The sequence below is a fragment of the Pseudomonas frederiksbergensis genome (genome assembly GCF_900105495.1).
Lineage (GTDB): Bacteria > Pseudomonadota > Gammaproteobacteria > Pseudomonadales > Pseudomonadaceae > Aquipseudomonas > Aquipseudomonas frederiksbergensis.
In genome coordinates this window covers 2905994-2931966 of record NZ_FNTF01000002.1, presented here as the reverse complement: position 1 = coordinate 2931966, position 25973 = coordinate 2905994, and the positions used below count along the sequence as shown (strand labels likewise).

The following is a 25973-nucleotide window of genomic DNA, read 5'->3' as shown; positions in this document are numbered from 1 at the left end:
ACAAACAACAAGGGGGCGAATTCTCATCCGCCCCCTGTTTGTCCGCTTATTCCTGCGGTTCTTCGTCGGCTGCGGCGTCGAGTTGCTGGTCTTCGATAACGTCGTCGATCACGACTTCGCCGTCGAACACTGCACCTTCTTCGCCCTCTTCACCTTCGAGCTCTTCACCCTCGACTTCCGACGGCTCCTGAACCCGCTCCAGACCTACCAGCGTTTCATCGCTGGCCAGCTTGATGAGGGTCACGCCCTGGGTGTTACGACCCAGGCTGGAGACTTCGTCGACACGGGTACGAACCAGGGTGCCCTGGTCGGAAATCAGCATGATTTCCTCGCCGTCGAGCACCTGGACTGCACCGACCAGGCGGCCGTTACGGTCGTTGCTGACCATGGCGATAACGCCCTGACCGCCACGTTTGTACTCAGGGAACTCGGTGATCGCCGTGCGCTTGCCGAAACCACGAGCCGAAGCGGTGAGGATCTGGCTGCCTTCTTCCGGGATCAGCATGGAAATCAGCTTCTGGCCTTCCGGCAGACGCATGCCGCGGACACCGCGAGCGGTACGGCCCATGGCGCGAACGTCGGTTTCCTTGAAGCGGGTTACCTTGCCGCCGTCGGAGAACAACATGACTTCACGCTCACCATCGGTAATGGCGGCAGAGATCAGTACGTCGCCTTCGTCCAGCTCCAGCGCGATCAGGCCGACGCTGCGTTGACGGCTGAAGGATTCCAGCGGGGTCTTCTTCACGGTGCCCTTGGCAGTGGCCATGAAGATGAAGTGACCTTCGGTGTATTCGTCGACCGGCAGCATGGTGGTGATGTATTCATCACTGTCCAGCGGCAGCAGGTTGACCAGCGGACGACCACGGGCAGCGCGGGAGGCTTCCGGAATTTCGTAGGTTTTCAGCCAATACACTTTGCCTTTGCTGGAGAACAGCAGCAGCGTGGTGTGGCTGTTGGCGACCAGCAGGTGAGCGATGTAGTCCTCATCCTTGACGCCGGTAGCCGATTTGCCTTTACCGCCACGGCGCTGAGCCTGGTACGCAGCCAATGGCTGGGTCTTGGCGTAGCCACCGTGGGAAATGGTCACGACACGCTCTTCTTCCGGGATCATGTCACCCAGGGTCAGGTCGAGACGGGCATCGAGAATCTCGGTGCGGCGCACGTCGCCGTATTCGGCGCGGATCACTTCCAGCTCTTCGCGGATCACTTCCATCAGGCGCGTGGCGCTGCTGAGGATGCGGATCAGTTCGCCAATCTGGTTGAGGATCTCTTGATACTCGGCCAGCAGCTTCTCGTGTTCCAGACCGGTCAGACGGTGCAGACGCAGTTCCAGAATGGCTTGGGCCTGTTCTGGCGACAGGAAGTACTTGCCTTCGCGCAGACCGTATTGCGGGTCCAGGGTCTCTGGACGGCACGAATCGGCACCGGCACGCTCAACCATCGCGACCACGGCGGAAGATTCCCACGCCGTCTTGATCAGCGCTTCCTTGGCTTCCGACGGCGTTGGCGAGGCCTTGATCAGGGCGATGACCGGGTCGATGTTCGACAGGGCAACCGCTTGACCTTCCAGAATGTGACCACGTTCGCGGGCTTTGCGCAGTTCGAACACGGTACGACGGGTAACGACTTCGCGACGGTGACGAACGAAGGCTTCCAGCAGGTCCTTGAGGTTCAGGATCCGCGGACGACCGTCGATCAGCGCGACGATGTTGATACCGAACACCGCTTGCAGCTGGGTCTGGGCGTAGAGGTTGTTGAGGATCACCTCAGGCACTTCGCCGCGACGCAGTTCGATCACGACGCGCATACCGTCCTTGTCGGACTCGTCGCGCAGTTCGGTGATGCCTTCGAGCTTCTTCTCTTTTACCAGCTCGGCGATCTTCTCGATCAGACGGGCCTTGTTCAGCTGGTAAGGGAGTTCGGTGATGACGATCTGCTGGCGACCACCGACCTTGTCGATATCTTCGATCATCGAGCGGGCGCGCATGTAAATGCGGCCACGACCGGTGCGGTAGGCTTCGATGATGCCGGCGCGACCGTTGATGATCGCGGCGGTCGGGAAGTCCGGACCGGGGATGTATTGCATCAGCTCATCGATGGTCAACTCTGGGTTGTCGATGAGTGCCAGGCAACCGTCGATGACTTCACCGAGGTTGTGCGGCGGGATGTTGGTCGCCATGCCCACGGCGATACCGCTGGAGCCGTTGACCAACAGGTTGGGAATACGGGTCGGCATGACCGCAGGGATCATTTCGGTGCCGTCGTAGTTCGGCACCCAGTCCACGGTTTCTTTGTGCAGGTCAGCCAGCAGCTCGTGCGCCAGCTTGGTCATGCGCACTTCGGTGTATCGCATGGCGGCGGCGTTGTCGCCGTCCACAGAACCGAAGTTGCCTTGACCGTCTACCAGCAGGTAACGCAGCGAGAATGGCTGCGCCATCCGAACGATGGTGTCGTACACCGCGGTATCACCGTGAGGGTGATACTTACCGATCACGTCACCGACAACACGGGCAGATTTCTTGTACGGCTTGTTGAAGTCGTTGCCCAGCTCGCTCATCGCGAACAGCACACGCCGGTGCACGGGCTTCAAGCCATCGCGCGCATCCGGCAGTGCCCGCCCGACAATTACGCTCATCGCGTAGTCGAGGTAGGACTGCTTCAGCTCGTCTTCGATATTGACCGGGAGGATTTCTTTGGCCAGTTCGCCCATGAGAAGCCTGATTCCTTTTTCTGGTGAAACTTCGTCACATCCATATGGGACGAACGAAGCTCGCCGCTGCAGGCTGAGTGCCATGCACCGACTTACGACAAATCAACGAGTTATGCCATGGATCTGCGCAGTAAAGGCAGCCACATCGGGCTACCTTGGAAACCGCCGGATGTTATCACAAGAGCCGCCACGCACCTATCCCCCTGATGCGCATGGAGTGTAGTTAGTTGACTGGTGGCAGGCTGAAAGGGGACGAGAGAGGCTCAGAGGAAAATATCAGGGGTGAATGAAGCATATTTGTTGACTATCTGGGCCCCATCGCGAGCAGGCTCGCTCCCACACTGGATCTGGGACGGTCACAAATCCCCTGTGGGAGCGAGCCTGCTCGCGATAGCGGCCTATCAGGCGCCAAATATCTTTAATGCAGACGCTTGCGGCACATCAACTGCGCCATTTTCGCGGTGTCCGGGCGCTCGACGATGCCTTTTTCGGTGATGATCGCGTCGATCAAATCCGCAGGCGTCACGTCGAACACCGGGTTGAACGCATCCACGTCCGCCCCCAACCGTTTGCCGCCGACTTCCAGCAACTCGCGACCATCGCGCTCTTCAATCGGAATGTCATCGCCGCTGGCCAGGCTCATGTCGATGGTCGAACTCGGCGCCACCACCATGAAGCGCACGCCGTGGTGCATGGCGTTCACCGCCAGCTGATAGGTGCCGATCTTGTTGGCCACGTCGCCATTGGCGGTGATCCGGTCAGCGCCGACGATCACCCAGGTAATGCCCTTGGTCTTCATGATGTGAGCAGCGGCGGAGTCGGCATTGAGTGTGACGGGGATGCCTTCGTTGGACAGCTCCCATGCGGTCAATCGCGAACCTTGCAGCCACGGACGGGTTTCGTTGGCATAGACGCGTTCGACCATGCCCTCAATGAACGCGCCACGAATGACGCCAAGCGCCGTGCCAAAGCCGCCAGTGGCCAATGCGCCAGTATTGCAGTGGGTCAGGATCGCCTGGGCGTTGCCCTGGTGCTTGCGGATCAGGTCCACGCCCAGTTGCGCCATGGTCAGGTTGGCTTCGCGATCACTCTCATGAATGGCGATCGCCTCTGCTTCCAGCACCGCCAGCGGATCGGCGTGATCCTTCAGACGCTCAAGCCGGTCGCGCATGCGGCCCAGGGCCCAGAACAGGTTGACCGCGGTCGGACGGGAATCGGCCAACAGCGCGAAATCCTCTTCCAGTGCCGCCTGCCAGTCACCGCCCTCGGCGAACCGCGCGCGGGCCGCCAGCACAACGCCATAGGCGGTACTGATGCCAATCGCCGGCGCGCCGCGCACCACCATCGAACGAATGGCCTCGGCCACGCCAGCAGCACTGGTGTAGGCAATCCAGGTTTCCTCGAACGGCAAAACACGCTGATCCAGCAGGTAAAGGGCGCCATCACGCCAATCGATGGCCTTTACTTTCTCCGCAGCCAACAGTCGATCGCGCATCCCTCACCCCGCACACATGAACAAAAGCCGTCGATTATAGCGATCCCCCTGCGAAGACGCTCGGGTATACTTCGCCATCTTTACAAAAGCTCTGGAACCGATTCTCGATGCCGAACACTGCCGCTGCGCTCGACTTGCTATTGCTGCCGACCTGGCTGGTACCCGTCGAACCCGCTGGCGTTGTCCTCAAAGAGCACGCCCTGGGCATCCGCGACGGACGCATCGTATTCATTGGCCCACGTTCGGCTGCGCTGAAGCTTAACGCAACTGAAGTCCGTGAACTGCCGGACATGTTGCTCTGCCCCGGCTTGATCAATGCCCACGGGCATGCGGCGATGACACTGTTCCGCGGCCTGGCCGATGATCTGCCCCTGATGACCTGGCTGGAAAACCACATCTGGCCGGCCGAAGCCAAGTGGGTCGACGAGGCATTCGTGCGCGATGGCACTGATTTGGCGATTGCCGAACAGATCAAAGGTGGCATCACCTGCTTCTCCGATATGTATTTCTTCCCCAAGGTTGCCAGCGAGCGCGTCCATAACAGCGGCATTCGCGCGCAAATTGCCATTCCGATCCTCGATTTCCCGATCCCGGGCGCCAGCACGGCGGACGAAGCCATTCGTCAGGGCGTCGAACTGTTCAACGATCTCAAGCACCACGAGCGTATCAAAGTCACCTTCGGCCCCCATGCACCCTACACCGTGGGCGACGATAACCTGGAAAAAATCCGGGTGATCACCGAGGAACTGGACGCCTCGATCCACATGCATGTGCATGAAACGGCGCATGAAGTGCAGCAATCCGTCGAGCAGCGCGGCGAGCGCCCGTTGGCCCGCCTCGGTCGCCTGGGTTTGTTGGGGCCGCGCTTCCAGGCCGTCCACATGACTCAGATCAGCGACGAAGACCTGATGTTGCTGGTAGAAAGCAACACCAACGTGATTCATTGCCCGGAGTCGAACCTGAAGCTGGCCAGCGGGTTCTGCCCGGTGGAGCGTTTGTGGCAGGCTGGCGTCAATGTTGCGATCGGCACCGATGGCTCGGCCAGCAACAATGACCTGGACTTGCTCGGCGAAACCCGCACCGCCGCCTTGCTGGCCAAAGCCGTCGCCGGCTCCGCCACTGCGCTGGATGCCCATCGCGCCCTGCGCATGGCCACGCTCAATGGCGCCCGTGCGCTGGGCATTGAATCCGAAACGGGATCGCTGGAAGTCGGCAAAGCGGCAGACATCGTCGCGTTCGACCTCTCCGGCCTGGCGCAGCAACCGGTCTACGACCCGGTTTCGCAGCTTATATATGCCACCGGCCGTGACTGCGCGAGACACCTTTGGGTCGCCGGCAAGCAATTGCTCGACGACCGTCGCCTGACTCGCCTGGATGAAGAACAACTCTGCGCCACCGCCAAGGCCTGGGGCCAGCGCATCAGCGGCCATACCGAATCGTAAGCACCCCGGTTCATCACCGGGGCAACAGGATTTTTCAAGTTTTAGAGGACTTAACCATGAGCAACGTCGACTACGCCGAAATCGCCAAATTCGAAGCCCTGGCCCATCGCTGGTGGGACCGCGAAAGCGAATTCAAACCGCTGCACGACATCAACCCGCTGCGGGTCAACTGGATTGACGAACGCGTCAACCTGGCCGGCAAGAAAGCCCTCGACATCGGTTGCGGCGGCGGCATTCTCAGCGAAGCCATGGCCCAGCGCGGCGCTACCGTGATGGGCATCGACATGGGCGAAGCGCCGCTGGCGGTCGCGCAACTGCATCAACTGGAATCCGGCGTGAGCGTCGAATATCGGCAGATCACCGCCGAAGCGCTGGCTGAAGAAATGCCCGAGCAGTTCGACGTGGTCACCTGCCTGGAAATGCTCGAGCACGTGCCGGACCCGTCCTCGGTGATCCGCGCTTGCTTCCGCATGGTCAAGCCTGGCGGCCAGGTATTCTTCTCCACCATCAACCGCAATCCGAAGGCGTACCTGTTCGCCATCGTTGGCGCGGAATACATCATGAAGCTGCTGCCGCGCGGCACCCACGATTTCAAGAAATTCATCCGCCCGTCCGAGCTGGGTGCCTGGAGCCGCATGGCCGGCCTGACCGTCAAGGACATCATTGGCCTGACGTACAACCCACTGACCAAGCACTACAAACTGGCCTCCGACGTGGACGTCAACTACATGATCCAGACCCTGCGCGAGGAGTAAGCCGATGCGTATCAGAGCAGTTCTTTTCGACATGGACGGCACTCTGCTCGACACTGCGCCGGACTTCATTGCGATCTGTCAGGCGATGCGTGCCGACCGCGGCTTGCCGCCGATGAACGACAAACACATTCGCGACGAGATCTCCGGCGGCGCCAAGGCGATGGTCGCCGTGACCTTCTCCATGGACCCGGAATCACCGGGTTTCGAGGAATTGCGCCTGGAGTTCCTGGAGCGTTACCTCGCCGGTTGCGCGGTCCACAGCAAACTCTTCGACGGCATGGGCGAACTGCTGGCCGACATCGAAAAGGCCAACCTGATCTGGGGCGTGGTCACCAACAAGCCGCTGCGCTTCGCCGAGCCGATCATGCAGCAGCTTGGCCTGGCCGAGCGCTCGGCGTTGTTGATCTGCCCGGACCATGTGAAGAACAGCAAACCGGACCCGGAACCGTTGATCCTGGCGTGCAAGATGCTCGACCTCGATCCGGCCAGCGTGTTGTTTGTGGGTGATGACTTGCGCGATATTGAATCCGGTCGCGACGCCGGCACCAGGACAGCCGCCGTGACCTATGGCTACATTCATCCGGACGATAACCCGCGGCATTGGGGGGCGGATGTGGTGGTCGATCATCCGCTGGAGTTGCGCAAGGTTTTGGATAGCGCCCTCTGTAGCTGCTGAGTAGAGAAGCTTTTGTGGCGAGGGAGCTTGCTCCCGCTGGGCTGCGAAGCGGCCCTTTAATCTGCCACTGCAATCTGTCAGGCACACTGAATTTGCAAGTTTTACGACTGCTTCGCAGCCGAACGGGAGCAAGCTCCCTCGCCACAGGTTCAGTGCCGGCCTTATTGTTGAATTGTTGTGAGGTTTTTCATGTTTGATTATTCCGCCCGCCCAGAATTGCTCAAGGACCGGGTCATCCTGGTCACCGGCGCTGGCCGTGGCATCGGCGCTGCCGCCGCAAAAACCTTTGCCGCCCACGGCGCCACCGTGCTGTTGCTGGGCAAGACCGAAGCCAACCTGACTCAGGTCTACGACGAAATCGAAGCCGCCGGCCACCCACAGCCGGCCGTTATCCCGTTCAACCTGGAAACCGCCCTGCCCCATCAATACGATGAGCTGGCAGCGATGATCGAGACCGAATTCGGCCACCTCGACGGTTTGCTGCACAACGCGTCGATCATTGGCCCGCGTACGCCGATCGAGCAGCTGTCCGGCGAAAACTTCATGCGTGTCATGCAAGTCAACGTCAACGCCATGTTCATGCTCACCAGCACCCTGCTGCCGCTGCTCAAGCTGTCCCAGGACGCCTCGGTGGTGTTCACCTCCAGCAGCGTCGGCCGCAAGGGTCGTGCATATTGGGGCGCTTACGGCGTGTCCAAGTTTGCCACCGAAGGCTTGATGCAAACCCTCGCCGACGAAGTCGATACCGTGGCTCCGGTGCGCTCAAACAGCATCAACCCGGGCGCCACCCGCACCAGCATGCGCGCCCAGGCTTACCCGGGTGAAAACCCGCTGAACAACCCGACGCCCGAGGAGATCATGCCGGTCTACCTCTACCTGATGGGTCCGGACAGCACCGGCATCAACGGTCAGGCGTTCAACGCTCAATAATGCCCGCGCGTCGCTTTTGTGCCGCGGCGGCTTCCCGCCGTGGCACTCAAAGCACGTCGCAACCCTCCCATCAGACGTCAAGCAACTGTCACAAAACCCGCCACCCCTCCTCATCAATAGTTTCAACACATTGATTTATAACGTTTTTTATCCGACTGAACTGAATGGCACGACTTTCGCTCTATATCTGCTTAGACACGCAGTGTGAAAGCAAGCGGGCGGACGCCTGAGCCGACAGATTACTTATCGTCGGCAAAGCGGACTAAACTTGGGCCAGATGTCCTACGGGACTGATGGACCAGTATGACGCGCAGCCCAAAGCCGCTCTCACCCAGCCTGTAAGACAGCCTTACTGCTTAGGGGCGCACGCCATATGAAATCACCTTCCCAGACCAACGCAATTGACTTCGATAGCGCCAAATTGCAACGCCTGGGCTTTGGTCAGCAGCCTACCCTCATCGAGAGGCCGGTCAGCCTTGCACAAAGGCGACAGCAACTGGGCCTGCAGCTGCAAACCAGTCTTGAGCCGCAACGCATTCTCGGGCTCTTCTTCCGTGAGATTCAGCGACTTGTACCGCTTGACGCCATGACGTACGAGCACCTGTCCAGCGACTTGCGCCTGGAGTTCGGCCTGCGCGGCCATCACTCGATCAGCTATAGCCTCAGTCATGAAGGCGAGAATCTGGGTGAACTGGTTTTCCGCCGCAACCAGCGTTTCAGTGAGCAGGAACAAGGCGACCTCGAGTCACTGCTGTCCGCATTGCTGTACCCGATGCGCAATGCCTTGCTCTACCGCGCGGCCACCCAAAGCGCCTTGCGCGATCCGCTCACGAATACCGGCAACCGCATCGCCATGGATCAGACCCTGAAGCGGGAAACCGAGATGTCGCGTCGGCATCTGCAACCCTTGTCGCTGCTGATGCTGGACATCGATCACTTCAAACTCATCAACGATAACCACGGACACAGCGCTGGCGATGACGTGCTCAAGGCCGTTGCAGCCTCGATCAAAAATCAGTTGCGCAATGTGGACATGGTCTTCCGTTTTGGTGGCGAAGAGTTCTTGATCCTGCTTTCCAACACGAGCCGTGAGGCGGCAGCCATGATCGGCGAGCGCCTGCGATTTGCGTTGCAGGCCGAGAAATATCTGGCTGACGGCCATGCGGTCGAGCTGACGGTCAGCCTTGGTTGCTCGACGCTATTGCCCGGCGAGTCCGCCGAAAGCCTGTTGCGACGGGCCGACAGTGCGTTGTATGTGGCCAAGCGCGAAGGACGTAACCGCTTGGCGATGGCGGGTTGAATGCGCGGCGCGGGCACGCTGGGTTAGCGGCCCGCAACGAAAGGAATCAGCGCATAGCGCCGCGCAATTCCCCCACCAACCCTTGCAACCGGGCTGGCTCTGCCACGTCGACCGACACCGCAGGCCCTGCCACCAGGGTCACCCGTGACCACAACCGGCGAAACATGCCCTTTTGCGGATCGCGACTGAAAAAACTCCCCCACAAACCCTGCAATGCCAGGGGAATCACCGGTACCGGCGTCTCTTCGAGAATCCGCGTCAGCCCACCCTTGAACTCGTTGATCTCGCCATCGGCGGTCAATTTGCCCTCAGGGAAGATGCACACCAACTCGCCGTCCTTCAGATACTGAGCAATGCGCGTGAAGGCTTTTTCGTAGATCTGAATGTCTTCCTGACGTCCCGCGATAGGAATGGTCCCGGCCGTGCGAAAGATGAAGTTCAGCACTGGCAGGTTGTAGATCTTGTAATACATCACAAAGCGAATCGGCCGACGCACCGCGCCGCCAATCAGCAAGGCGTCGACGAAGGACACGTGATTGCACACCAGCAATGCCGCGCCTTCATCGGGAATCAGCTGCAAATTGCGATGCTCCACGCGGTACATGGAGTGGCTGAGCAGCCAGATCAGGAAGCGCATGCTGAATTCGGGGACGATGCTGAAGATGTAGGCGTTGACGCCGATGTTCAGCAGCGACACCACCAGGAACAGCTGCGGAATCGACAGCTCGACCATGCTCAGCAAGACGATCGAGACAATCGCCGAGACCACCATGAACAGCGCGTTGAGAATATTGTTGGCGGCAATTACCCGCGCCCGCTCGTTCTCCGGAGTCCGCGACTGAATCAGCGCATACAGCGGCACGATGTAGAAACCGCCGAACACGCCAAGCCCGAGAATGTCGATCAACACCAGCCAGGCATGGCCAAAACCCAGGACTTCGATCCAGCCATGGCCGGCAACACTGTCTGGAATCCCACCGGAATGCCACCACAGCAGCAAACCAAACACAGTCAGACCGAACGAGCCGAACGGCACCAGACCGATCTCGACTTTGCGACCGGACAATTTCTCGCAGAGCATCGAACCGAGTGCGATACCGACCGAGAACACCGTAAGAATCAGCGTCACCACGGTTTCGTCGCCGTGCATCCACTCCTTGGCGTAAGCAGGGATTTGCGTCAGATAAATCGCCCCGACAAACCAGAACCACGAGTTGCCGACAATCGAGCGTGACACCGCAGGCGTCTGCCCCAAGCCCAGCTTCAAGGTGGCCCAGGACTGGCTGAAAATGTTCCAGTTCAGGCGCATTTCCGGGGAGGCGGCCGCAGCCCTCGGAATGCTGCGACTGGCCAGATAGCCGAGCATCGCCACACCGAGGATCGCCGTGGAGACGATCGGCGCGTAATGACTGGAGGACATCATGATCCCGGCGCCGATGGTCCCGGCGAGGATCGCCAGGAAGGTGCCCATTTCCACCAGGCCGTTGCCACCCACCAGTTCTTCGTCACGCAAGGCCTGGGGCAGGATCGAATATTTCACCGGCCCGAACAGCGCTGAGTGAGTGCCCATGGCAAACAGCGCCACCAGCATCAGCCACAGGTGATCGAACATGAAACCGACCGCGCCGACCGCCATGATGGCGATTTCCCCGAGCTTGATCAGACGAATCAGCGCGTCCTTGGCGAACTTTTCCCCGAACTGCCCGGCCAGTGCCGAGAACAGGAAGAACGGCAGGATGAACAGCAGCGCACACAGGTTGACCCAGATCGAGCGGTCACCGTCGATCGTCAACTTGTAGAGAATGGCGAGAATCAGCGACTGCTTGAAGATGTTGTCGTTGAACGCCCCGAGCGACTGCGTGACGAAGAACGGCAGGAAGCGCCGGGTGCGAAGCAAGGTGAACTGTGAGGGGTGACTCATCTTCCATGTGTCCCTGATGTTGGGTAGAGAGTGGCGTGGATGCAGTTATTGGAATATCCAACGACGATCCAGGCCACACATTACCTAAACTTTGCAGGTTATTTGTTTAATCCTGCAATGCACGGCGAGACAAATAACTCACCCCGCCAGGCGCCCTGCACTGTCCGTTTGGCGACGATCAGCCACATCACCGCCAGCAACACCACCAGCACGCAGCCAAAAACGCTGAAAAACCTCAGGTTCAAGGTACTGGCCAGTTTCAATGTCGCCAGGGAATAGACGCCCAGCGGGAAGGTAAAACCCCACCAGCCGAGATTGAAAGGGATGCCGACGCGCAGGTAACGCAGGGTGATCAGCACCGCGATCAGCATCCACCACAGGCCAAAGCCCCACAAGGTAATCCCGGCCACCAATCCCAACCCTTCGGCGATTTCACCGATGCCCGGCAGACCATTGGCCGCAAAGATCGCCGGCGCGTCGGCGCCCAACAGCAACATGCCCAACGCCCCGGTGCCGATCGGACCGAGTGCCAGCCAGCTGGAGGCGGCCATGTTTTCGTGGGGCAATTTATGCAGCGCCATACGCAGCAACAGAATGGTCAGAATGCTGAACGCCACCGGCAGGGAAAAGGCCCAGAGCACGTAGCTGGTCACCAGCACCACCAGTTGCGAATGGACATCGGCCAGGTGCGGCGCCAGCAGACCACCGCTGGCGGCCGCCACTTCTGCCGCTACCACCGGCAACAGCCAGACGGCGGTCATCTGGTCAATGCTGTGCTCCTGACGGGTGAACATCAGGTAGGGAATCAGCACGCCGCACGCCACAGACATCGCCACATCCAGCCACCACAGCACCTCGGCGAGATGTATCACGCCCTCACCCCAACGCGGCAGACCAAACAGTAAGAAACCATTAATGGTGGTCGCCAGGCCCATGGGGATGGTGCCGAAAAACATCGAGACCGTGGAGTGACCGAAAATCCTTCGCGCCTCATCGAAAAACAGCGCCCAACGCGCCGCATACATGACCGTGAACAAAACGAACAGCACGATGTTGAACAGCCATAGGGCTTCGGCAATCGCGTACAAACCGGCATTTGCGCCGGGCAGCTGCGCCAGCGCCAACGCCAGCACACCGGTGCCCATGGTGGCGGCGAACCAGTTCGGCGTGAACTGGCGGATCACCTCACGCGGGTGCTGCAAATGACTGAAGGGTTTGAAACCGGCTGGGGCAATGTTGGGGCATGTCATGGTGAACTCCTGTCCTCTGTTGAGGTGGAGTCCATGGTAGATCCGAATCGAATATCGATATAACGGGTAATATCTCTAACTGTTATCTGTTTTGCAGATATAGCGTCAGACGCTGCCTTCAGTCTCGATCACCAGGATTCTTGCCACACCTTGCGGATGGGCAACGTGTTCGGTGCCAACGTCGGCATAGAAGATATCGCCTACGCCCAACATCACTTCTTGCTCCTGACCTGCTTCGCGATAACGCATCTGCACAACACCATCCAGCACCACGAACACTTCCTGCCCATCATTGATGTGCCATTTATAGGGCTGGTCGGTCCAGTGCAAACGCGTGGTGATGCCGTTCATATTGGCGATATCCAAAGCGCCCCAGGCACGGTCAGCGGTGAAGGATTTGCTGCGGATGATTTTCATGGGGCGGTCCGTCGAAAGGCAGGGCGGTGCCAAGGCTAACGGTCATCGAACATCGACGCCACAGACTTTCATCGACTGCTGACGCATCAACGCGAGCAGAGCGCCGGCCGAAAGAATAATCAGCACCGCGCCGTAACCATCGGTCGTGGCCACCAGCCCGAAGGTCCGGGTCAAATTCCCGGCCAGCAACGACGGCAAGCAGAACGCCAGATAACTGAGCACGTAGTAAGCCGACATCAACCCTGCCCGTTCATGGGGTAAGGCCAGCGGCACGACGCTGCGCAATGCACCGAGGAAACCGGCACCGAAACCGCATCCGGCCACCAGCGTCCCGACGAAAAACAGCGTAAGGCTGGCGCTGTGCACCGCCATCAGGATCAGCGCGACACCAACGGGCAGCAGGCTGCCGCCCAAGCGCAAAACCTTGTCGGCCGGCCGATCGCGCAGGGTGTAGATCATCAGAGCGCCGGTCACCGTCAACACCGCCACCGTCGCACCGCCAATCAGATTCGAGGTCGATCCCGTCGCTGTGCGCACCAGAGACGGCGCCAAGGAAGCGTAAAAACCACCGAGCGCCCACACCGCGATATTGATCGGCAGCACCAGCCACAACGCACGTCGCGCCTGGATCGGCACATGCAGTGTCGGGCGCAGCGAGGCCCAGGCTCCCGGTTGGCGGCTGACGCTTTCCGGCAATCGCCAGACGTACAGCGCCTGCATCACAAACAGCGCGAACAGCACCCAATAGGTCAACTGCAACGGCAGCGGTGCAAACTCGGCCAACAAGCCGCAGCCCATGGCGCCCACCGCCATGCCCAGCAACGGCGCGACACTGTTGACCAACGGCCCCTGCTGGCGATCGGTGTCCAACAGCGCCGCACTCAATACGGCGGTGGCCATCCCCGTTGCAAAGCCTTGAAGCACTCGCGCGCTGATCAAACAGGCGACACTGTCTGCATTGATGAACAGCAGCATCGCCAGCATGTTCAGCATCACAGCGGTAAAGATCACCGGTTTGCGCCCCAGGTAATCCGAGAGCGAACCGACCGTGAGCAGTGCCGCCAGCAAGCTGATCGCGTACACGCCGAAAATCAGGGTCAGGGTCGCTGCCGAGAATTGCAGGTGTTCCTGGTACAGGTGGTACAACGGCGTCGGCGCCGTGGACGCCGCCAGAAAACTGAGTAAGGTGATCGCCAGGAACCACAGGCTTGAACGATTAGACGTTGAACTGGACATGCGCACGCTCCGTAAAGCTAATTTTTTGCTTTTGCGGAGTGTGCGACTGGCTAGAGCTTAAAGCAAATTCTTTGTGTTAAGGTCCGATGCATGGCTATAAAAGAAGGTTTACGCCCCGGCGGCAGAAGCGCCCGGGTGCAAGAGTCGGTCCACTCGGCAGTGCGCGATCTCCTCGAAGAGCAGGACCGCACCACCGTGACCGTCCCGCAAATCGCCGCCCGCGCGGGCGTCACGCCGTCGACCATCTATCGGCGCTGGGGCGACCTGTCAGTGTTGTTGGCGGACGTCGCCCTCGCCCGCATGCGTCCCGAAAGTGAGCCGGCCAATACCGGCAGCCTGCGCGGCGACGTGCGCGCCTGGGCCGAGCAATATCTGGACGAAATGAGTTCCGAACCCGGTCGCAACATGTTGCGCGACGTGCAATGCAGCACCACGCCGACACTTTGCGCGACGATTATTGGCGGGCAGTTGCAGACGATCCTGGATCGTTACCCCGATCAGCCGAAGCCGAACGTCGATCGGCTGATCAACCTGGTGGCGGCGCCGACGGTGTTTCGCATCCTGTTCTCGGCGGCGCCGCTGGAGGTTGAGGAGTTGCATCGGTTGATCGAGATTGCGTTGAGTCAGTAATACCGCCATCGCGAGCAGGCTCGCTCCCACAGTTGATCTTCAGTGGACGCCGCCATCGCGGGCAAGCCTTGCTCCTACAGTTGATCTTCAGTGGACGCGTAATTTGTGCCCAACATAGATCCATTGTGGGAGTGAGCCTGCTCGCGATGAGGCCCGCCCAAACACCCAAGATCCCACTGACACACCGCCTGCGACACCCCGCCACGCCGCGACCTTGGTCGACACTGACTAACCCCTGCCATCGTGCGAGACTGTCTGTCCGGGAGGGAGTCCCGGGTGTCTTTTGTCTGGAGTTCCCATGTCGCTGTCCAGCGGGCTGATCGCCGTCGTCGCCCTGGCCTATATGGCCATCATGTTCGCCATCGCCTTCTACGGCGATCGTCGCAGCACACCGTTGCCGCCGCGAGTGCGCGCCTGGGTGTACAGCCTGTCGCTGGCCGTCTATTGCACCAGCTGGACCTTCTTTGGCGCCGTGGGCCAGGCCGCCGAACAACTCTGGTCTTTCCTGCCGATCTACCTCGGGCCGATCCTGCTGCTGGTGTGCGCGCCGTGGGTCCTGCAAAAAATGGTGATGATCAGCAAGCAGGAGAACATCACCTCCATTGCCGACTTCATCGCCGCGCGTTATGGCAAATCCCAGTCGCTGGCGGTGGTGGTGGCGCTGATCTGCCTGGTCGGCGTGTTGCCCTACATCGCGCTGCAACTCAAGGGCATCGTGCTCGGGGTGAACCTGCTGATCGGCGCCGGTGCCGACGCCATGGGCACGCGCGCCCAGGACACGGCGTTGATCGTGTCGCTGGTACTGGCGCTGTTCACCATCGTCTTCGGTACCCGCAACCTCGACGCCACGGAGCACCACCGCGGCATGGTGCTGGCGATTGCGTTCGAATCGCTGGTCAAGCTGTTCGCCTTTCTCGCGGTCGGCGCGTTCGTGACCTATGGCCTGTACGACGGTTTCGAGGACCTGTTCGACCAGGCCATGCTCGCCCCGCGCCTCGAAGAGTATTGGAAGGAAACCATCAACTGGCCATCGATGGTGGTACAGACCGGCGTGGCGATGATGGCAATCATCTGCCTGCCCCGGCAGTTCCATGTGACCGTGGTGGAAAACATCGACCCTCAGGATCTGCGCCTGGCCAAATGGGTGTTTCCAGCCTATCTGGCGCTGGCGGCGCTGTTCGTCGTGCCCATCGCCCTCGCCGGTCAGATGCTGCTGCCGAGTTCGGTGCTGCCGGACTCGTTTGTCATCAGCCTGCCGCTCGCCCAAGCCCATCCTGCCTTGGCGATGCTGGCGTTTATAGGTGGCGCCTCGGCGGCGACCGGCATGGTGATTGTCGCCAGCGTGGCGCTTTCGACCATGGTCTCCAACGACATGCTGTTGCCATGGTTGCTGCGGCGCAACAACGCCGAGCGGCCGTTCGAAGTGTTCCGCCAGTGGATGCTCTCGGTGCGCCGAGTGAGCATTGTGGTGATTCTGCTGCTGGCCTACGTCAGTTATCGCCTGCTCGGCTCGACGGCGAGTCTAGCGACCATCGGCCAGATCGCCTTCGCCGCCGTGACCCAACTGGCCCCGGCCATGCTCGGCGCCCTGTACTGGAAACAGGCCAATCGTCGCGGTGTATTCGCGGGTCTCGCCGCCGGGACATTCCTCTGGTTCTACACCCTGATTCTGCCGATCGCGGCCCACAGCCTTGGTTTGTCCTTGAGCAGCTTCCCGGGGCTGGCCTGGTTGCACAGCAACCCGCTGAACCTGCCGCTCACCCCGCTGACCCAAGGCGTGGTGTTGTCGCTGGCGGCCAACTTCACGCTGTTCGCCTGGGTGTCGGTGCTGTCGCGAACGAGGGTTTCGGAACATTGGCAGGCGGGTCGCTTCATCGGTCAGGAAATCAGCGCCCGCCCCAGCGCCCGTTCGATGCTGTCGGTGCAGATCGACGATTTGTTGCAGCTGGCCGCACGCTTCGTCGGCGAAGAACGCGCCCGTCAGAGTTTTATCCGCTTCGCCTACCGTCAGGGCAAAGGCTTCAACCCGAACCAGACCGCCGACGGGGAATGGATCGCCCATACCGAACGCTTGCTGGCCGGTGTACTCGGCGCTTCCTCGACCCGTGCGGTGGTAAAAGCCGCCATTGAAGGTAGGGAAATGCAACTCGAGGACGTCGTGCGAATCGCCGACGAAGCTTCGGAAGTGCTGCAATTCAACCGCGCGCTGCTGCAAGGCGCGATCGAGAACATCACCCAAGGCATCAGCGTGGTCGACCAGTCGCTGAAACTGGTGGCCTGGAACCGGCGCTATCTGGAGCTGTTCAACTACCCCGATGGACTGATCAGGCTGGGCCGCCCAATTGCCGACATCATTCGCTACAACGCCGAGCGCGGACTATGCGGTCCCGGTGAAGCCGAAGTGCACGTTGCCCGGCGCCTGCACTGGATGCGTCAGGGCCGCGCCCACACCTCTGAAAGACTTTTCCCCAATGGTCGTGTGATCGAGCTGATCGGCAACCCGATGCCGGGCGGTGGTTTTGTCATGAGTTTCACCGACATCACCGCGTTCCGCGAGGCTGAACAAGCGCTGACCGAAGCCAACGAGGGCCTGGAGCGACGGGTCACCGAGCGGACCCACGAACTGTCGCAACTCAACCTCGCCCTGACCGAAGCGAAAGGCACCGCGGAGCTGGCCAACCAGTCGAAAACCCGATTCCTGGCGGCGGTCAGCCACGACTTGATGCAACCGTTGAACGCTGCGCGACTGTTCTCGGCCGCCCTGTCCCACCAGGAGGACGGTCTCTCCGGCGAGGCGCAAAAACTGGTCCATCATCTGGACACGTCACTACGCTCGGCGGAGGACTTGATCAGCGATTTGCTGGACATTTCCCGCCTGGAAAACGGCAAGATCAACCCCGATCCGAAGCCGTTCGTGCTCAATGAGATGTTCGACGTCCTCGGTGCCGAGTTCAAGGCGCTGGCCCACGACCAGGGGCTGAAATTCCGGGTCAGGGGCAGCAAGTTGCGCGTCGACAGCGACATCAAACTGCTGCGACGAATCCTGCAGAACTTCCTGACCAATGCCTTCCGCTACGCCAAAGGCCCAGTGCTGCTGGGGGTTCGCCGACGCAAGGGCGAGCTGTGCCTGGAAGTCTGGGACCGAGGTCCGGGCATTCCGCTGGATAAACAGCAGGTCATCTTCGAAGAATTCAAACGCCTCGACAGCCACCAGACGCGCGCTGAAAAAGGCCTCGGGCTGGGCCTGGCGATCGCCGACGGGTTGTGCCGCGTGCTCGGTCATACCTTGCGCGTACGCTCCTGGCCGGGGCGCGGCAGCGTGTTCAGCGTCAGCGTGCCGTTGGCTCGTGCTCAAGCCGCCCTGCCGACCAAGACCGCCGAGCTCAATGGCAAATTGCTGAGCGGCTCGCAGGTACTGTGCATCGACAACGAAGACAGCATCCTGATCGGCATGAACAGTTTGCTGACGCGCTGGGGTTGTCAGGTCTGGACCGCGCGCAACCGCGATGAATGTGCGGCGCTGCTCAGCGACGGGATGAGACCGCAATTGGCCTTGGTGGATTACCACCTGGACGATGGCGAGACCGGAACCGAACTGATGGCATGGTTGCGCACCCGATTGGGTGAGCCTGTGCCGGGGGTTGTGATCAGCGCCGATGGGCGACCGGAGACGGTAGCCCAGGTGCATGCGGCGGGGCTGGATTACCTGGCTAAACCGGTGAAACCGGCGGCGTTGCGGGCGTTGTTGAGTCGGCATTTGCCGTTGTAGCGCGGCAGGTTTCAGATCGTTCCCACGCTCTGCGTGGGAATGCAGCCACGGACGCTCCGCGTCCGCTTCGGTAGCTGTGACGCAGAGCGTCACTGGACACATTCCTACGCGGAGCGTGGGAACGATCATTTACTCCGGCAATTCGGCCAACCCATCCACGTCGGTCATCGCCCGCTCCAGCAAGTCTGCCGGCAAGCTCTTGCTCGCCCGCGCGCCAAGCAACTTGAGTTGCTCGGCGCGACTGACCAGATTGCCGCGGCCTTCTGTCAGCTTATTGCGCGCCGAGCTGTAGGCTTTATCCAGTTGCTGTAAGCGATTGCCGACTTCATCCAGATCCTGGATGAACAACACGAACTTGTCGTACAGCCACCCGGCCCGCTCGGCGATTTCCCGGGCGTTTTGGCTCTGGCGCTCCTGCTTCCACAGGCTGTCGATGACGCGCAGGGTCGCCAGCAAAGTGGTCGGGCTGACAATGACGATGTTGCGATCGAAGGCCTCCTGAAACAGTGTCGGTTCAGCCTGCAACGCGGCGGAAAACGCCGCTTCGATCGGTACGAAAAGCAGGACGAAATCCAGGCTGTGCAAACCGTCGAGACGCTTGTAATCCTTGCCGGCCAGCCCTTTGACGTGAGTGCGCAAGGACAGCACGTGCTGCTTGATGGCGATCTGGCCGATCGCATCGTCTTCGGCCGCGACGTATTGCTGATAGGCCGTGAGGCTGACCTTGGAGTCGACCACCACCTGCTTGTCGCCCGGCAGATAAATGATCACGTCCGGCTGGAAACGCTCACCGTCCGGCCCCTTGAGGTTGACCTGGGTCTGGTACTCGCGCCCCTTCTCCAGGCCCGCGTGTTCAAGCACCCGCTCAAGAATCAGCTCACCCCAGTTACCTTGGGTTTTCTGCCCTTTCAAGGCGCGGGTCAGGTTGGTGGCTTCGTCGCTCAGGCGCAGGTTCAGTTGTTGCAGCCGCTCCAGTTCCTTGGCCAGGGAAAAACGTTCGCGGGCTTCTGCCTGATAACTTTCTTCGACGCGTTTTTCGAAGGACTGAATACGTTCCTTCAACGGATCGAGCAACTGACCGAGGCGTTGTTGACTGGTTTCGGCAAAACGCTGCTCGCGTTCGTCGAAGATTTTGCCGGCCAGCTCCGCGAACTGCGCTCGCAGCTCGTCTCGTGAGCCCTGCAGGTCATTGAGGCGCTGCTGATGGCTTTCCTGCTGCTCGCGTAGCTCGGCGTTGAGCGAAGCGGCCTGGGCGGCCAGACGGCGCAACTCAGCCTCTTTGCCGGCGCGTTCCAGATTCCAGGCGTGGGCGGCGTCGCGTGCGTCGTCACGTTCGATCTGCAGCAGTTCGACTTCACGGCGTACGGCGGCCAGGTCTGCCTGTTTGGCGGCGTTGGCCTGGCCCAGATCACCGATTTCATCGCGACAGGCTTCGAGTTGGGCGTTCAATCCATCCTGAGCCAGTAGGGCCATGGCCAGACGCTCTTCCAGCAGCGCAGCCTCTGACTGCGTGGCGTTCGCTCGCCGCTGAAGTTGCCAGGCCAGTACCAGTAACGGCAGCGCAGCGCCCGCCAGACCGAGCAATGCGCTGGTCAAGTCCATAGCCATAGCCACTCCTGCCAATGAAATAAAGCTTGAAGGTTAACCAAGGCGTCAGGTCTTGGACAGCTCAGTCTTCGATCAGCCCCAGTTCCTGCTGGGCGCGTCGATCCCCTGCCCGCGCGGCCGAACGCAGAAGGTCCTGGCCGATACGACGATCCCGGGCATTCCCGCATTCACGGCACATCAGCAGACCGAGGCGGCTTTGCGCGGCCACGACCCCTTCACGGGCTGGCTGCTTGAGCAAACGTCCGGCGAGGTGTTTGACATTGGGGTTTTCGCCCAGACGCGGGCTGTCCAGCAGCCACTCGGCCACACGCATCGAAAAGCGTTTAGGCGGGGTGATGCCGGAGGGTGTGGAGGTTGCAGAGACTGATACTGAGCGAAACTTCATAAAGCACTGTGGGGCAGATCGGAAGGCGCGCCACTCTACTCTTTTTTTCTTACAGGTAAAGCCCAAAAAAACCCGGCACGCCCGTCCTAGAGCAAGCGCTCGGGACAATCCACAGAAGCTGTGGATAACTCAGTGGACAACCGCCCTTGAACTCTCGCAAAGCCCTATGGAATGGGGCTCGCAGTCAAACTGACGATTTTTTCACCAGTAAAAAAAAGCGATGTTTTTCATTGACTTAAATTTTGGTTACAGGCACCCACTGCGTTTGAAGGGAAGATGACAGCGGCGTGACACTCTTCGCAACTTATGTGCACAAGTCCCTTCGAGGCAGTTATATCGATGCGCTTTTTCGGCGCATTTTTTGCCTGCGGCTGGGGATAAACCTTGGCAAACCCACGATCCAGACTGGTCCTGGGCCGATGAGCCGCGACTACCAATGGTCGGAATTTGTGCTATTACAGGGCGCGTCAGCGATTCAAGAGCCTTGTCCGAGCGCCAATCCGAACGTTGAATGGGGGCGTTCAAAGAACTTTTTTGCCAACACGCTTCCCTTCAGGCATTCAATCCGTTAGTATCCGCGGCGTTAGTACCAAGCTGAAAGTCAATTCTGGTCGAACAAATCCCCCCGGTCAGCCTTCCCAACGGAAGCCTCTACCGACAAAGCGGGATCGACCACCTCGATGGTTTCCAGGTAAACCTTGCGTCAACACTGCCTTTGAATCGAAAGCAAAGGGTGTTGCGAAGCTCACTTACTCTGACCGAACCAACCTGCAAATTGATCAGGATCTTCACCCCGGGCCCAGAACCTTTGCCCTTGATGTGTTGCCTGCCCTCCTAAGTACCTACCTGCCAGCCCAAGCGCGCCAATTTATCAGCGCTTCAAACTGGCTGCTTTGTTCCAGTCGGGTTCTTCGTTCGACCAATGGTGGTCGTCGTCACTGGAACGTTTTAACTTTGCACGGTTCTTATCCGTGTCGCTTGTAGGAACACCCAATGACTATGTCTACTCAAATCCACACCCAGGATGCCATTCGCACCCTAACCAACGCTTTTGCACCAATGAACTGCCTGATCATGGCTGCTCGCAAAGGCTGCTTCAGCTTCACTCTGGTCAACGAACACGGCATCGCTCGTCACAGCGAACGCCTGTACCCCGATCAATACTCCAGCGCCGAGCCGCTGCAGGCCGTGATCGAGCGTACCCGTCAGGCACTGGTTGCCTGATACGCCAGAAAGACTGAAAACCTCAAAAGCCTCGCTTAAAAAGCGGGGCTTTTTATTGCCTGATATTTCTCTTTTCGCCGCTGCCGCCTAAGTACAAACCGATATAACGGTTATAACTCGCGGCCGGAAATATTTTAAAAACAGGCCTTTACGGCGCGAATATGACACTACACTTCAACTCAAGCGGCTTGAGCCGCTTCCGGCGAGCCTGAGTCGATTCACCGCTGCCAAGGCCTTCAGGTATCGCCGACCATTTCATGTTTCGAGGGTTTTATGGGTATCGCTGCCAGCGAACTGTGCCGTTATGTGATCCGCCCGACCTTGATTTATCTCGGGCGCCATAGCGCAACTGCCGAATCCCTGCTGTTGGGTGTTGCCGCCAGCCAGTCAGCCCTTGGAACTGCCCTGCATGACCGCCGTGGACACGGCTTGTACCGAATCGCCGAACCCCGCCACCAGGCACTTTGGGACCACTACCTGGCACTTGATCCCGAACGCGCAAGCCTGGTTCGCGGCCTGGCCAGCCAACATGCGTTCCTCAGTGGCCCGCATCTCGAGTTGACCGTCAACCTGCGTTACGCCACAGCCATCGCCTGGCTGCTGGTAGAAGAACAGAACACCCCCCTCCCCGAAGCAGACGACCTACTGGGAATGGCGCGCATCTGGCGCCAGACCTTCCAGCCTCAAGGACGCCTGAGAGACTTCACCTGCGCTTGGCAAACCTGTGTTTCACCGCTGAATCAGGTCGCCTGCTGATCGACTGTTTCCACAAGATCGCTCAACTGCTGCGATTTTGGTCGGATTGTCCTACAAAACCGCTCTAAATCAAGCGATACAGCCTATGGCGCTGGGACGAAAATGTTGGTAATTTTCGCCCCGGTGATCACCAGGAGTTCTAATAATGAAAAAAGTAATGCTCAAAACCACCATTAGCCTCGCCGTTGCCATGGCATCCACCCAAATCTTCGCCAGTGGTTTTGCCCTCAACGAACAAAGCATCAGCGGGATGGGGACAGGTTTTGCCGGGCGATCTTCAGCTGCCGACGACGCATCCACAGTTTTTGGCAACCCTGCCGGCATGTCTCGCCTCAAGCGCGAACAAGTAACCGGTGGTGTTGCATTCATCGACGCGCACGCTGATATCAGCGATGCGAGCTCCAGCCCGAATAGCGGTACCAACAAAGGTGACATGGTCCCTTTCATGGGCGTGCCCATGGGTTACTACGTCAAGCCAATCGATGACCAGTGGGCAGTCGGTTTCGGCGTCTACGCTCCGTTCGGCCTGGTGACCGACTACGAGAACGGCTTCGCCGGCAAATACTTCGGCAGCAAGAGCGAAGTCACCATCGTGACTCTTCAGCCAACTGTCAGCTACGCCTTCAACGACAAGGTGTCGATCGGTTTCGGTCCGACCATCAACCGCATTGACGGTACGCTGGAATCGAACCTGTCGCTGAACCCTCGCGCCGCAGACGGCACCGTCAAGATCGAGGGTGACGACACCGCGCTGGGTTACAACATCGGCATCATGGTTCAAGCCCTAGAAAGCACTCGCCTCGGCCTGACCTATCACTCGAAAGTGAAGTACAAGCTCGAAGGTGACACCAAGGTCAACTATGCCGTGCTCGGCCCACTGGGGAACCAGAAGTTCGACGCTTCGCTGGACATCACCACGCCTGAGTCGGTGGACTTCTCGGTCACTCACCAGTTGAACGACCAGTGGACCCTCTACGCAGGCAGCACCTGGACTCGCTGGAGCCGCCTGAAAGAGATCTCCGTCGATAACGAAGGCGTTCCTGCCGCCCTGGCCGCACGTGGTTTTGGCACCATCACCGAAGAACAGAACTGGCACGACACCTGGGCTCACGCCATCGGTGCTTCGTACCAGCTGAACAAACAGTGGGTGCTGCGTACCGGCCTGTCGGTTGACCAGTCGCCGACCAATAACGAAAACCGTTCCCCACGCATCCCGACCGGCGATCGCAAGATTTTCAGCCTGGGCGCTGGCTGGAGCCCAACCGACGACCTGACCATCGACGTAGCGTATTCGTACCTGCGCGAAGAGTCGGTCAAGGTCAACAACAGCAACGGCCGTCAGAACTACAGCGCAGAGTATGAAAACTATGCAAACGGTTTCGGTGTTGGCGCGACCTACCGCTTCTGATGATTCACGGCGAGCCTGAATCTCTGGCCGCCTGAATTGAAAAAGCCCCGCTCTCTTGTGCAGAGGCGGGGCTTTTTAATGGGCGCCGATCAGGGTTGCGAGGCCAATGCCTTCTCCACCGCCGCGATGAGTTCGGGATCATCGGGCTTGGTCAGGCTGGAGAAACTGGCGATCACCTTGCCCTGGCGATCGACCACGTACTTGTAGAAGTTCCACTTCGGCGCGACGCTCTGCCTGGCGATGACCTTGAACAAGTGCGTCGCGTCATTGCCGCGGACTTTCTGCGGTTCCGTCATGGTGAACGTCACGCCGTAGTTCACGTAGCAGACCTTGGCAGTCTCTTCGCCATCCTTGGACTCTTGCTTGAAGTCGTTTGACGGAACACCGATTACTTCCAGCCCCTGATCCTTGTAACGCTGATTCAGCGCCTCAAGGCTTTTGAACTGCGGGGCGAAACCACAGAAGCTCGCGGTATTGACCACCACCAGCGGTTTGCCAGCGAAGCGCTGGCACAGGTCGATGGATTCCTTGGCGCGCAGCTTGGGCAACGAACCTTGCAAAAGCTCCGGGCATTCGGCCGCTTGGGCCAATCCACCAAACGCTACCAGTAACGCGGGAACTGCCAGCCAACGTTTCAACATGTCGGTGCATCCTTGAGAATCGTCAAGACCGAAGTTACTCGCCCTCACATCCTGCTAGCAAGCACCCATGCCCAGTTGCATCAACGCCAGCCCGCCCTGATGCCAGCCCCACCACGACAGGGCCAGCAGCAAGGCGCAGACAGCGAGGACAGCAATCCGCGGCCAGAGACTGTTCATATCGCACTCATCTGTGTTTGCAGGCGCGCCACCGGCTGTTCACGCACCGGCCAGTTCAGGGCGGCGGCCAACAGGCTCAAGAGAATCGCTACCTGCCAGATCAAGTCATAGCTCCCGGTTCGGTCGTACACCACCCCGCCCAACCAGCCGCCGAGGAACGATCCGAGCTGGTGAAACAGGAAAACAATCCCACCGAGCATGGACAGATTTCGCACGCCGAACAAGGTCGCCACGGTGCCGTTGGTCAAGGGCACCGTCGACAGCCACAGAAAGCCCATCGCCATGCCGAACAGGTAAGCAGTGGTCGTCGTGACCGGCGCCCACAGGAACAACCCGATCACCACTGCGCGCAGCAGATACAGGCCAGTCAGCAAACGTGGCTTGGACATCCGGCCCCCGAGCCAGCCCGCCGTGTAGGTCCCGAAAATATTGAACAACCCGATCAGCGCCAGCACCGTCGTGCCGACGCTCGCCGGGAGGTGCTGATCCACCAGATACGCCGGCAAATGCACGCCGATGAATACCACCTGGAAGCCGCAAACAAAAAAGCCGAACGCCAGCAGCCAGAATCCCGAATGGGAACAGGCCTCGTGCAAGGCTTCGGACAGTGTTTGCTCATGACCGAGCACCGGCAGCGGTTTGTCCTTGAGCATGCTCACCAGCGGCACAATCAGCGCCACCAGCAGACCCAGCACCAGCAATGCCGCGGACCAGCCAAGCCAGCCGATCAACCCCAGTGTGCCGGGCAACATGGCGAATTGACCGAAAGAGCCGGCAGCGCTGGCAATGCCCATGCCCATGCTGCGTTTCTCTGGCGGCACTGCGCGGCCGACCACGCCGAGGATCACCGAGAACGAGGTACCGGACAGACCGATGCCGATCAACAGGCCGGCACTCAGAGACAAGGTCACGGCCGAATCCGACAGGCCCATGAACACCAGGCCCAATGCATACAGGACACCGCCGACCAACACCACTTTTGCGGCGCCGAAGCGGTCGGCCAGCGCGCCGGTGAAGGGCTGCGCCAGGCCCCAGATCAGGTTCTGCAAGGCAATGGCGAAGGCAAACGTCTCACGCCCCCAGCCGAATTCGGCACTCATTGGCGCCAGAAACAGCCCGAAGCCGTGTCTTACCCCCAAGGACAACGCGAGAATCAGCGCACTCCCCAACAAAACCCAACCGCACGTACGCCACATCGATGTCATTCTTGTTCTCCGGTAGCGGGTATATACCCGCTTAAGAT

21 protein-coding genes are annotated in these 25973 nt (G+C 59.9%); 10 read left to right on the top strand and 11 right to left on the bottom strand.

Annotation, left to right across the window (positions count from 1 at the left end; translation table 11 throughout):
- Positions 1-46: 46 nt before the first annotated feature.
- A complete protein-coding gene (gene gyrA / locus BLW70_RS13760) occupies positions 47-2710 on the bottom strand; it encodes a DNA gyrase subunit A (protein WP_074874761.1) in 2664 nt (887 codons plus the stop codon).
- A 418-nt stretch (positions 2711-3128) separates the two neighbouring features.
- Positions 3129-4205 carry an S-methyl-5-thioribose-1-phosphate isomerase gene (mtnA, locus tag BLW70_RS13755; RefSeq protein WP_074874759.1) on the bottom strand — a complete coding sequence of 359 codons (1077 nt, stop codon included), beginning with the start codon at positions 4203-4205 and terminating at the stop codon, positions 3129-3131.
- A 107-nt stretch (positions 4206-4312) separates the two neighbouring features.
- Here mtnA and BLW70_RS13750 point away from each other — a divergent pair, with 107 nt between their 5' ends.
- The 5 genes from BLW70_RS13750 to BLW70_RS13730 all read left to right on the top strand — a co-directional run bounded on the left by BLW70_RS13750 (position 4313) and on the right by BLW70_RS13730 (position 9308).
- A complete protein-coding gene (locus BLW70_RS13750) occupies positions 4313-5647 on the top strand; it encodes a TRZ/ATZ family hydrolase (protein WP_074874757.1) in 1335 nt (444 codons plus the stop codon).
- Between the two features lie 56 nt (positions 5648-5703).
- Positions 5704-6402, top strand: a complete 699-nt coding sequence (gene ubiG, locus BLW70_RS13745) for a bifunctional 2-polyprenyl-6-hydroxyphenol methylase/3-demethylubiquinol 3-O-methyltransferase UbiG (RefSeq protein ID WP_074874755.1) — start codon at positions 5704-5706, stop codon at positions 6400-6402.
- A gap of 4 nt (positions 6403-6406) precedes the next feature.
- Positions 6407-7078 carry an N-acetylmuramic acid 6-phosphate phosphatase MupP gene (mupP, locus tag BLW70_RS13740; RefSeq protein ID WP_074874753.1) on the top strand — a complete coding sequence of 224 codons (672 nt, stop codon included), beginning with the start codon at positions 6407-6409 and terminating at the stop codon, positions 7076-7078.
- A 189-nt stretch (positions 7079-7267) separates the two neighbouring features.
- Positions 7268-8008 (top strand): YciK family oxidoreductase, encoded by a 741-nt coding sequence (locus BLW70_RS13735; RefSeq protein ID WP_074874751.1) that lies wholly within the window; start codon positions 7268-7270, stop codon positions 8006-8008.
- 373 nt (positions 8009-8381) lie between these two features.
- Complete coding sequence (locus BLW70_RS13730) at positions 8382-9308, top strand: GGDEF domain-containing protein (RefSeq protein ID WP_074874749.1); 927 nt, start codon at positions 8382-8384, stop codon at positions 9306-9308.
- Between the two features lie 46 nt (positions 9309-9354).
- Here the strand turns inward: BLW70_RS13730 and BLW70_RS13725 are convergent, their stop codons facing one another.
- The 4 genes from BLW70_RS13725 to BLW70_RS13710 form a co-directional block, all read right to left on the bottom strand.
- On the bottom strand, positions 9355-11229 hold the full coding sequence (locus tag BLW70_RS13725; protein WP_074874747.1) for an MFS transporter: 1875 nt from the start codon (positions 11227-11229) through the stop codon (positions 9355-9357).
- A 98-nt stretch (positions 11230-11327) separates the two neighbouring features.
- Entirely contained in the window at positions 11328-12479 is a 1152-nt protein-coding gene (locus BLW70_RS13720) for a TDT family transporter (protein WP_074874745.1), read from the bottom strand.
- Positions 12480-12584: 105 nt separating this feature from the next.
- Positions 12585-12896 (bottom strand): cupin domain-containing protein, encoded by a 312-nt coding sequence (locus tag BLW70_RS13715; protein WP_074874743.1) that lies wholly within the window; start codon positions 12894-12896, stop codon positions 12585-12587.
- 42 nt (positions 12897-12938) lie between these two features.
- A complete protein-coding gene (locus BLW70_RS13710; RefSeq protein ID WP_074874741.1) occupies positions 12939-14132 on the bottom strand; it encodes an MFS transporter in 1194 nt (397 codons plus the stop codon).
- A gap of 90 nt (positions 14133-14222) precedes the next feature.
- Here BLW70_RS13710 and BLW70_RS13705 point away from each other — a divergent pair, with 90 nt between their 5' ends.
- Together BLW70_RS13705 and BLW70_RS13700 are read left to right on the top strand one after the other, a co-directional pair.
- A complete protein-coding gene (locus tag BLW70_RS13705) occupies positions 14223-14762 on the top strand; it encodes a TetR/AcrR family transcriptional regulator (RefSeq protein ID WP_074874739.1) in 540 nt (179 codons plus the stop codon).
- A 298-nt stretch (positions 14763-15060) separates the two neighbouring features.
- Positions 15061-18531 (top strand): hybrid sensor histidine kinase/response regulator, encoded by a 3471-nt coding sequence (locus BLW70_RS13700; RefSeq protein WP_074874737.1) that lies wholly within the window; start codon positions 15061-15063, stop codon positions 18529-18531.
- Positions 18532-18660: 129 nt separating this feature from the next.
- On the opposite strand, the gene BLW70_RS13690 is transcribed toward BLW70_RS13700, so the two are convergent.
- Together BLW70_RS13690 and BLW70_RS13685 are read right to left on the bottom strand one after the other, a co-directional pair.
- Positions 18661-20025, bottom strand: a complete 1365-nt coding sequence (locus BLW70_RS13690) for a DNA recombination protein RmuC (RefSeq protein WP_162842870.1) — start codon at positions 20023-20025, stop codon at positions 18661-18663.
- A gap of 175 nt (positions 20026-20200) precedes the next feature.
- Positions 20201-20524, bottom strand: coding sequence for an SEL1-like repeat protein (locus BLW70_RS13685; RefSeq protein ID WP_074874731.1), 324 nt, complete (start codon positions 20522-20524; stop codon positions 20201-20203).
- 999 nt (positions 20525-21523) lie between these two features.
- On the opposite strand from BLW70_RS13685, the gene BLW70_RS13675 reads away from it, so the two are divergent.
- From BLW70_RS13675 to BLW70_RS13665, 3 genes are all read left to right on the top strand, one after another.
- The gene (locus BLW70_RS13675) at positions 21524-21748 is read left to right on the top strand and encodes a hypothetical protein (protein WP_007898912.1); all 225 of its coding nucleotides are present in this window, start codon (positions 21524-21526) and stop codon (positions 21746-21748) included.
- 273 nt (positions 21749-22021) lie between these two features.
- Entirely contained in the window at positions 22022-22504 is a 483-nt protein-coding gene (locus BLW70_RS13670; RefSeq protein WP_074874727.1) for a hypothetical protein, read from the top strand.
- Positions 22505-22649: 145 nt separating this feature from the next.
- Entirely contained in the window at positions 22650-23912 is a 1263-nt protein-coding gene (locus tag BLW70_RS13665; protein ID WP_074874725.1) for an OmpP1/FadL family transporter, read from the top strand.
- Positions 23913-24001: 89 nt separating this feature from the next.
- On the opposite strand, the gene BLW70_RS13660 is transcribed toward BLW70_RS13665, so the two are convergent.
- Genes BLW70_RS13660 through BLW70_RS13655 form a run of 3 tightly spaced genes read right to left on the bottom strand, consistent with a single transcriptional unit; the run spans position 24002 to position 25935 of the window.
- On the bottom strand, positions 24002-24553 hold the full coding sequence (locus BLW70_RS13660) for a glutathione peroxidase (RefSeq protein WP_074874723.1): 552 nt from the start codon (positions 24551-24553) through the stop codon (positions 24002-24004).
- Positions 24554-24607: 54 nt separating this feature from the next.
- Entirely contained in the window at positions 24608-24730 is a 123-nt protein-coding gene (locus BLW70_RS31285) for a hypothetical protein (protein WP_256581131.1), read from the bottom strand.
- Positions 24727-25935 (bottom strand): MFS transporter, encoded by a 1209-nt coding sequence (locus tag BLW70_RS13655; RefSeq protein WP_074874721.1) that lies wholly within the window; start codon positions 25933-25935, stop codon positions 24727-24729. The genes BLW70_RS31285 and BLW70_RS13655 overlap by 4 nt, the downstream gene beginning before the upstream one ends.
- Between the last annotated feature and the right edge of the window lie 38 nt (positions 25936-25973).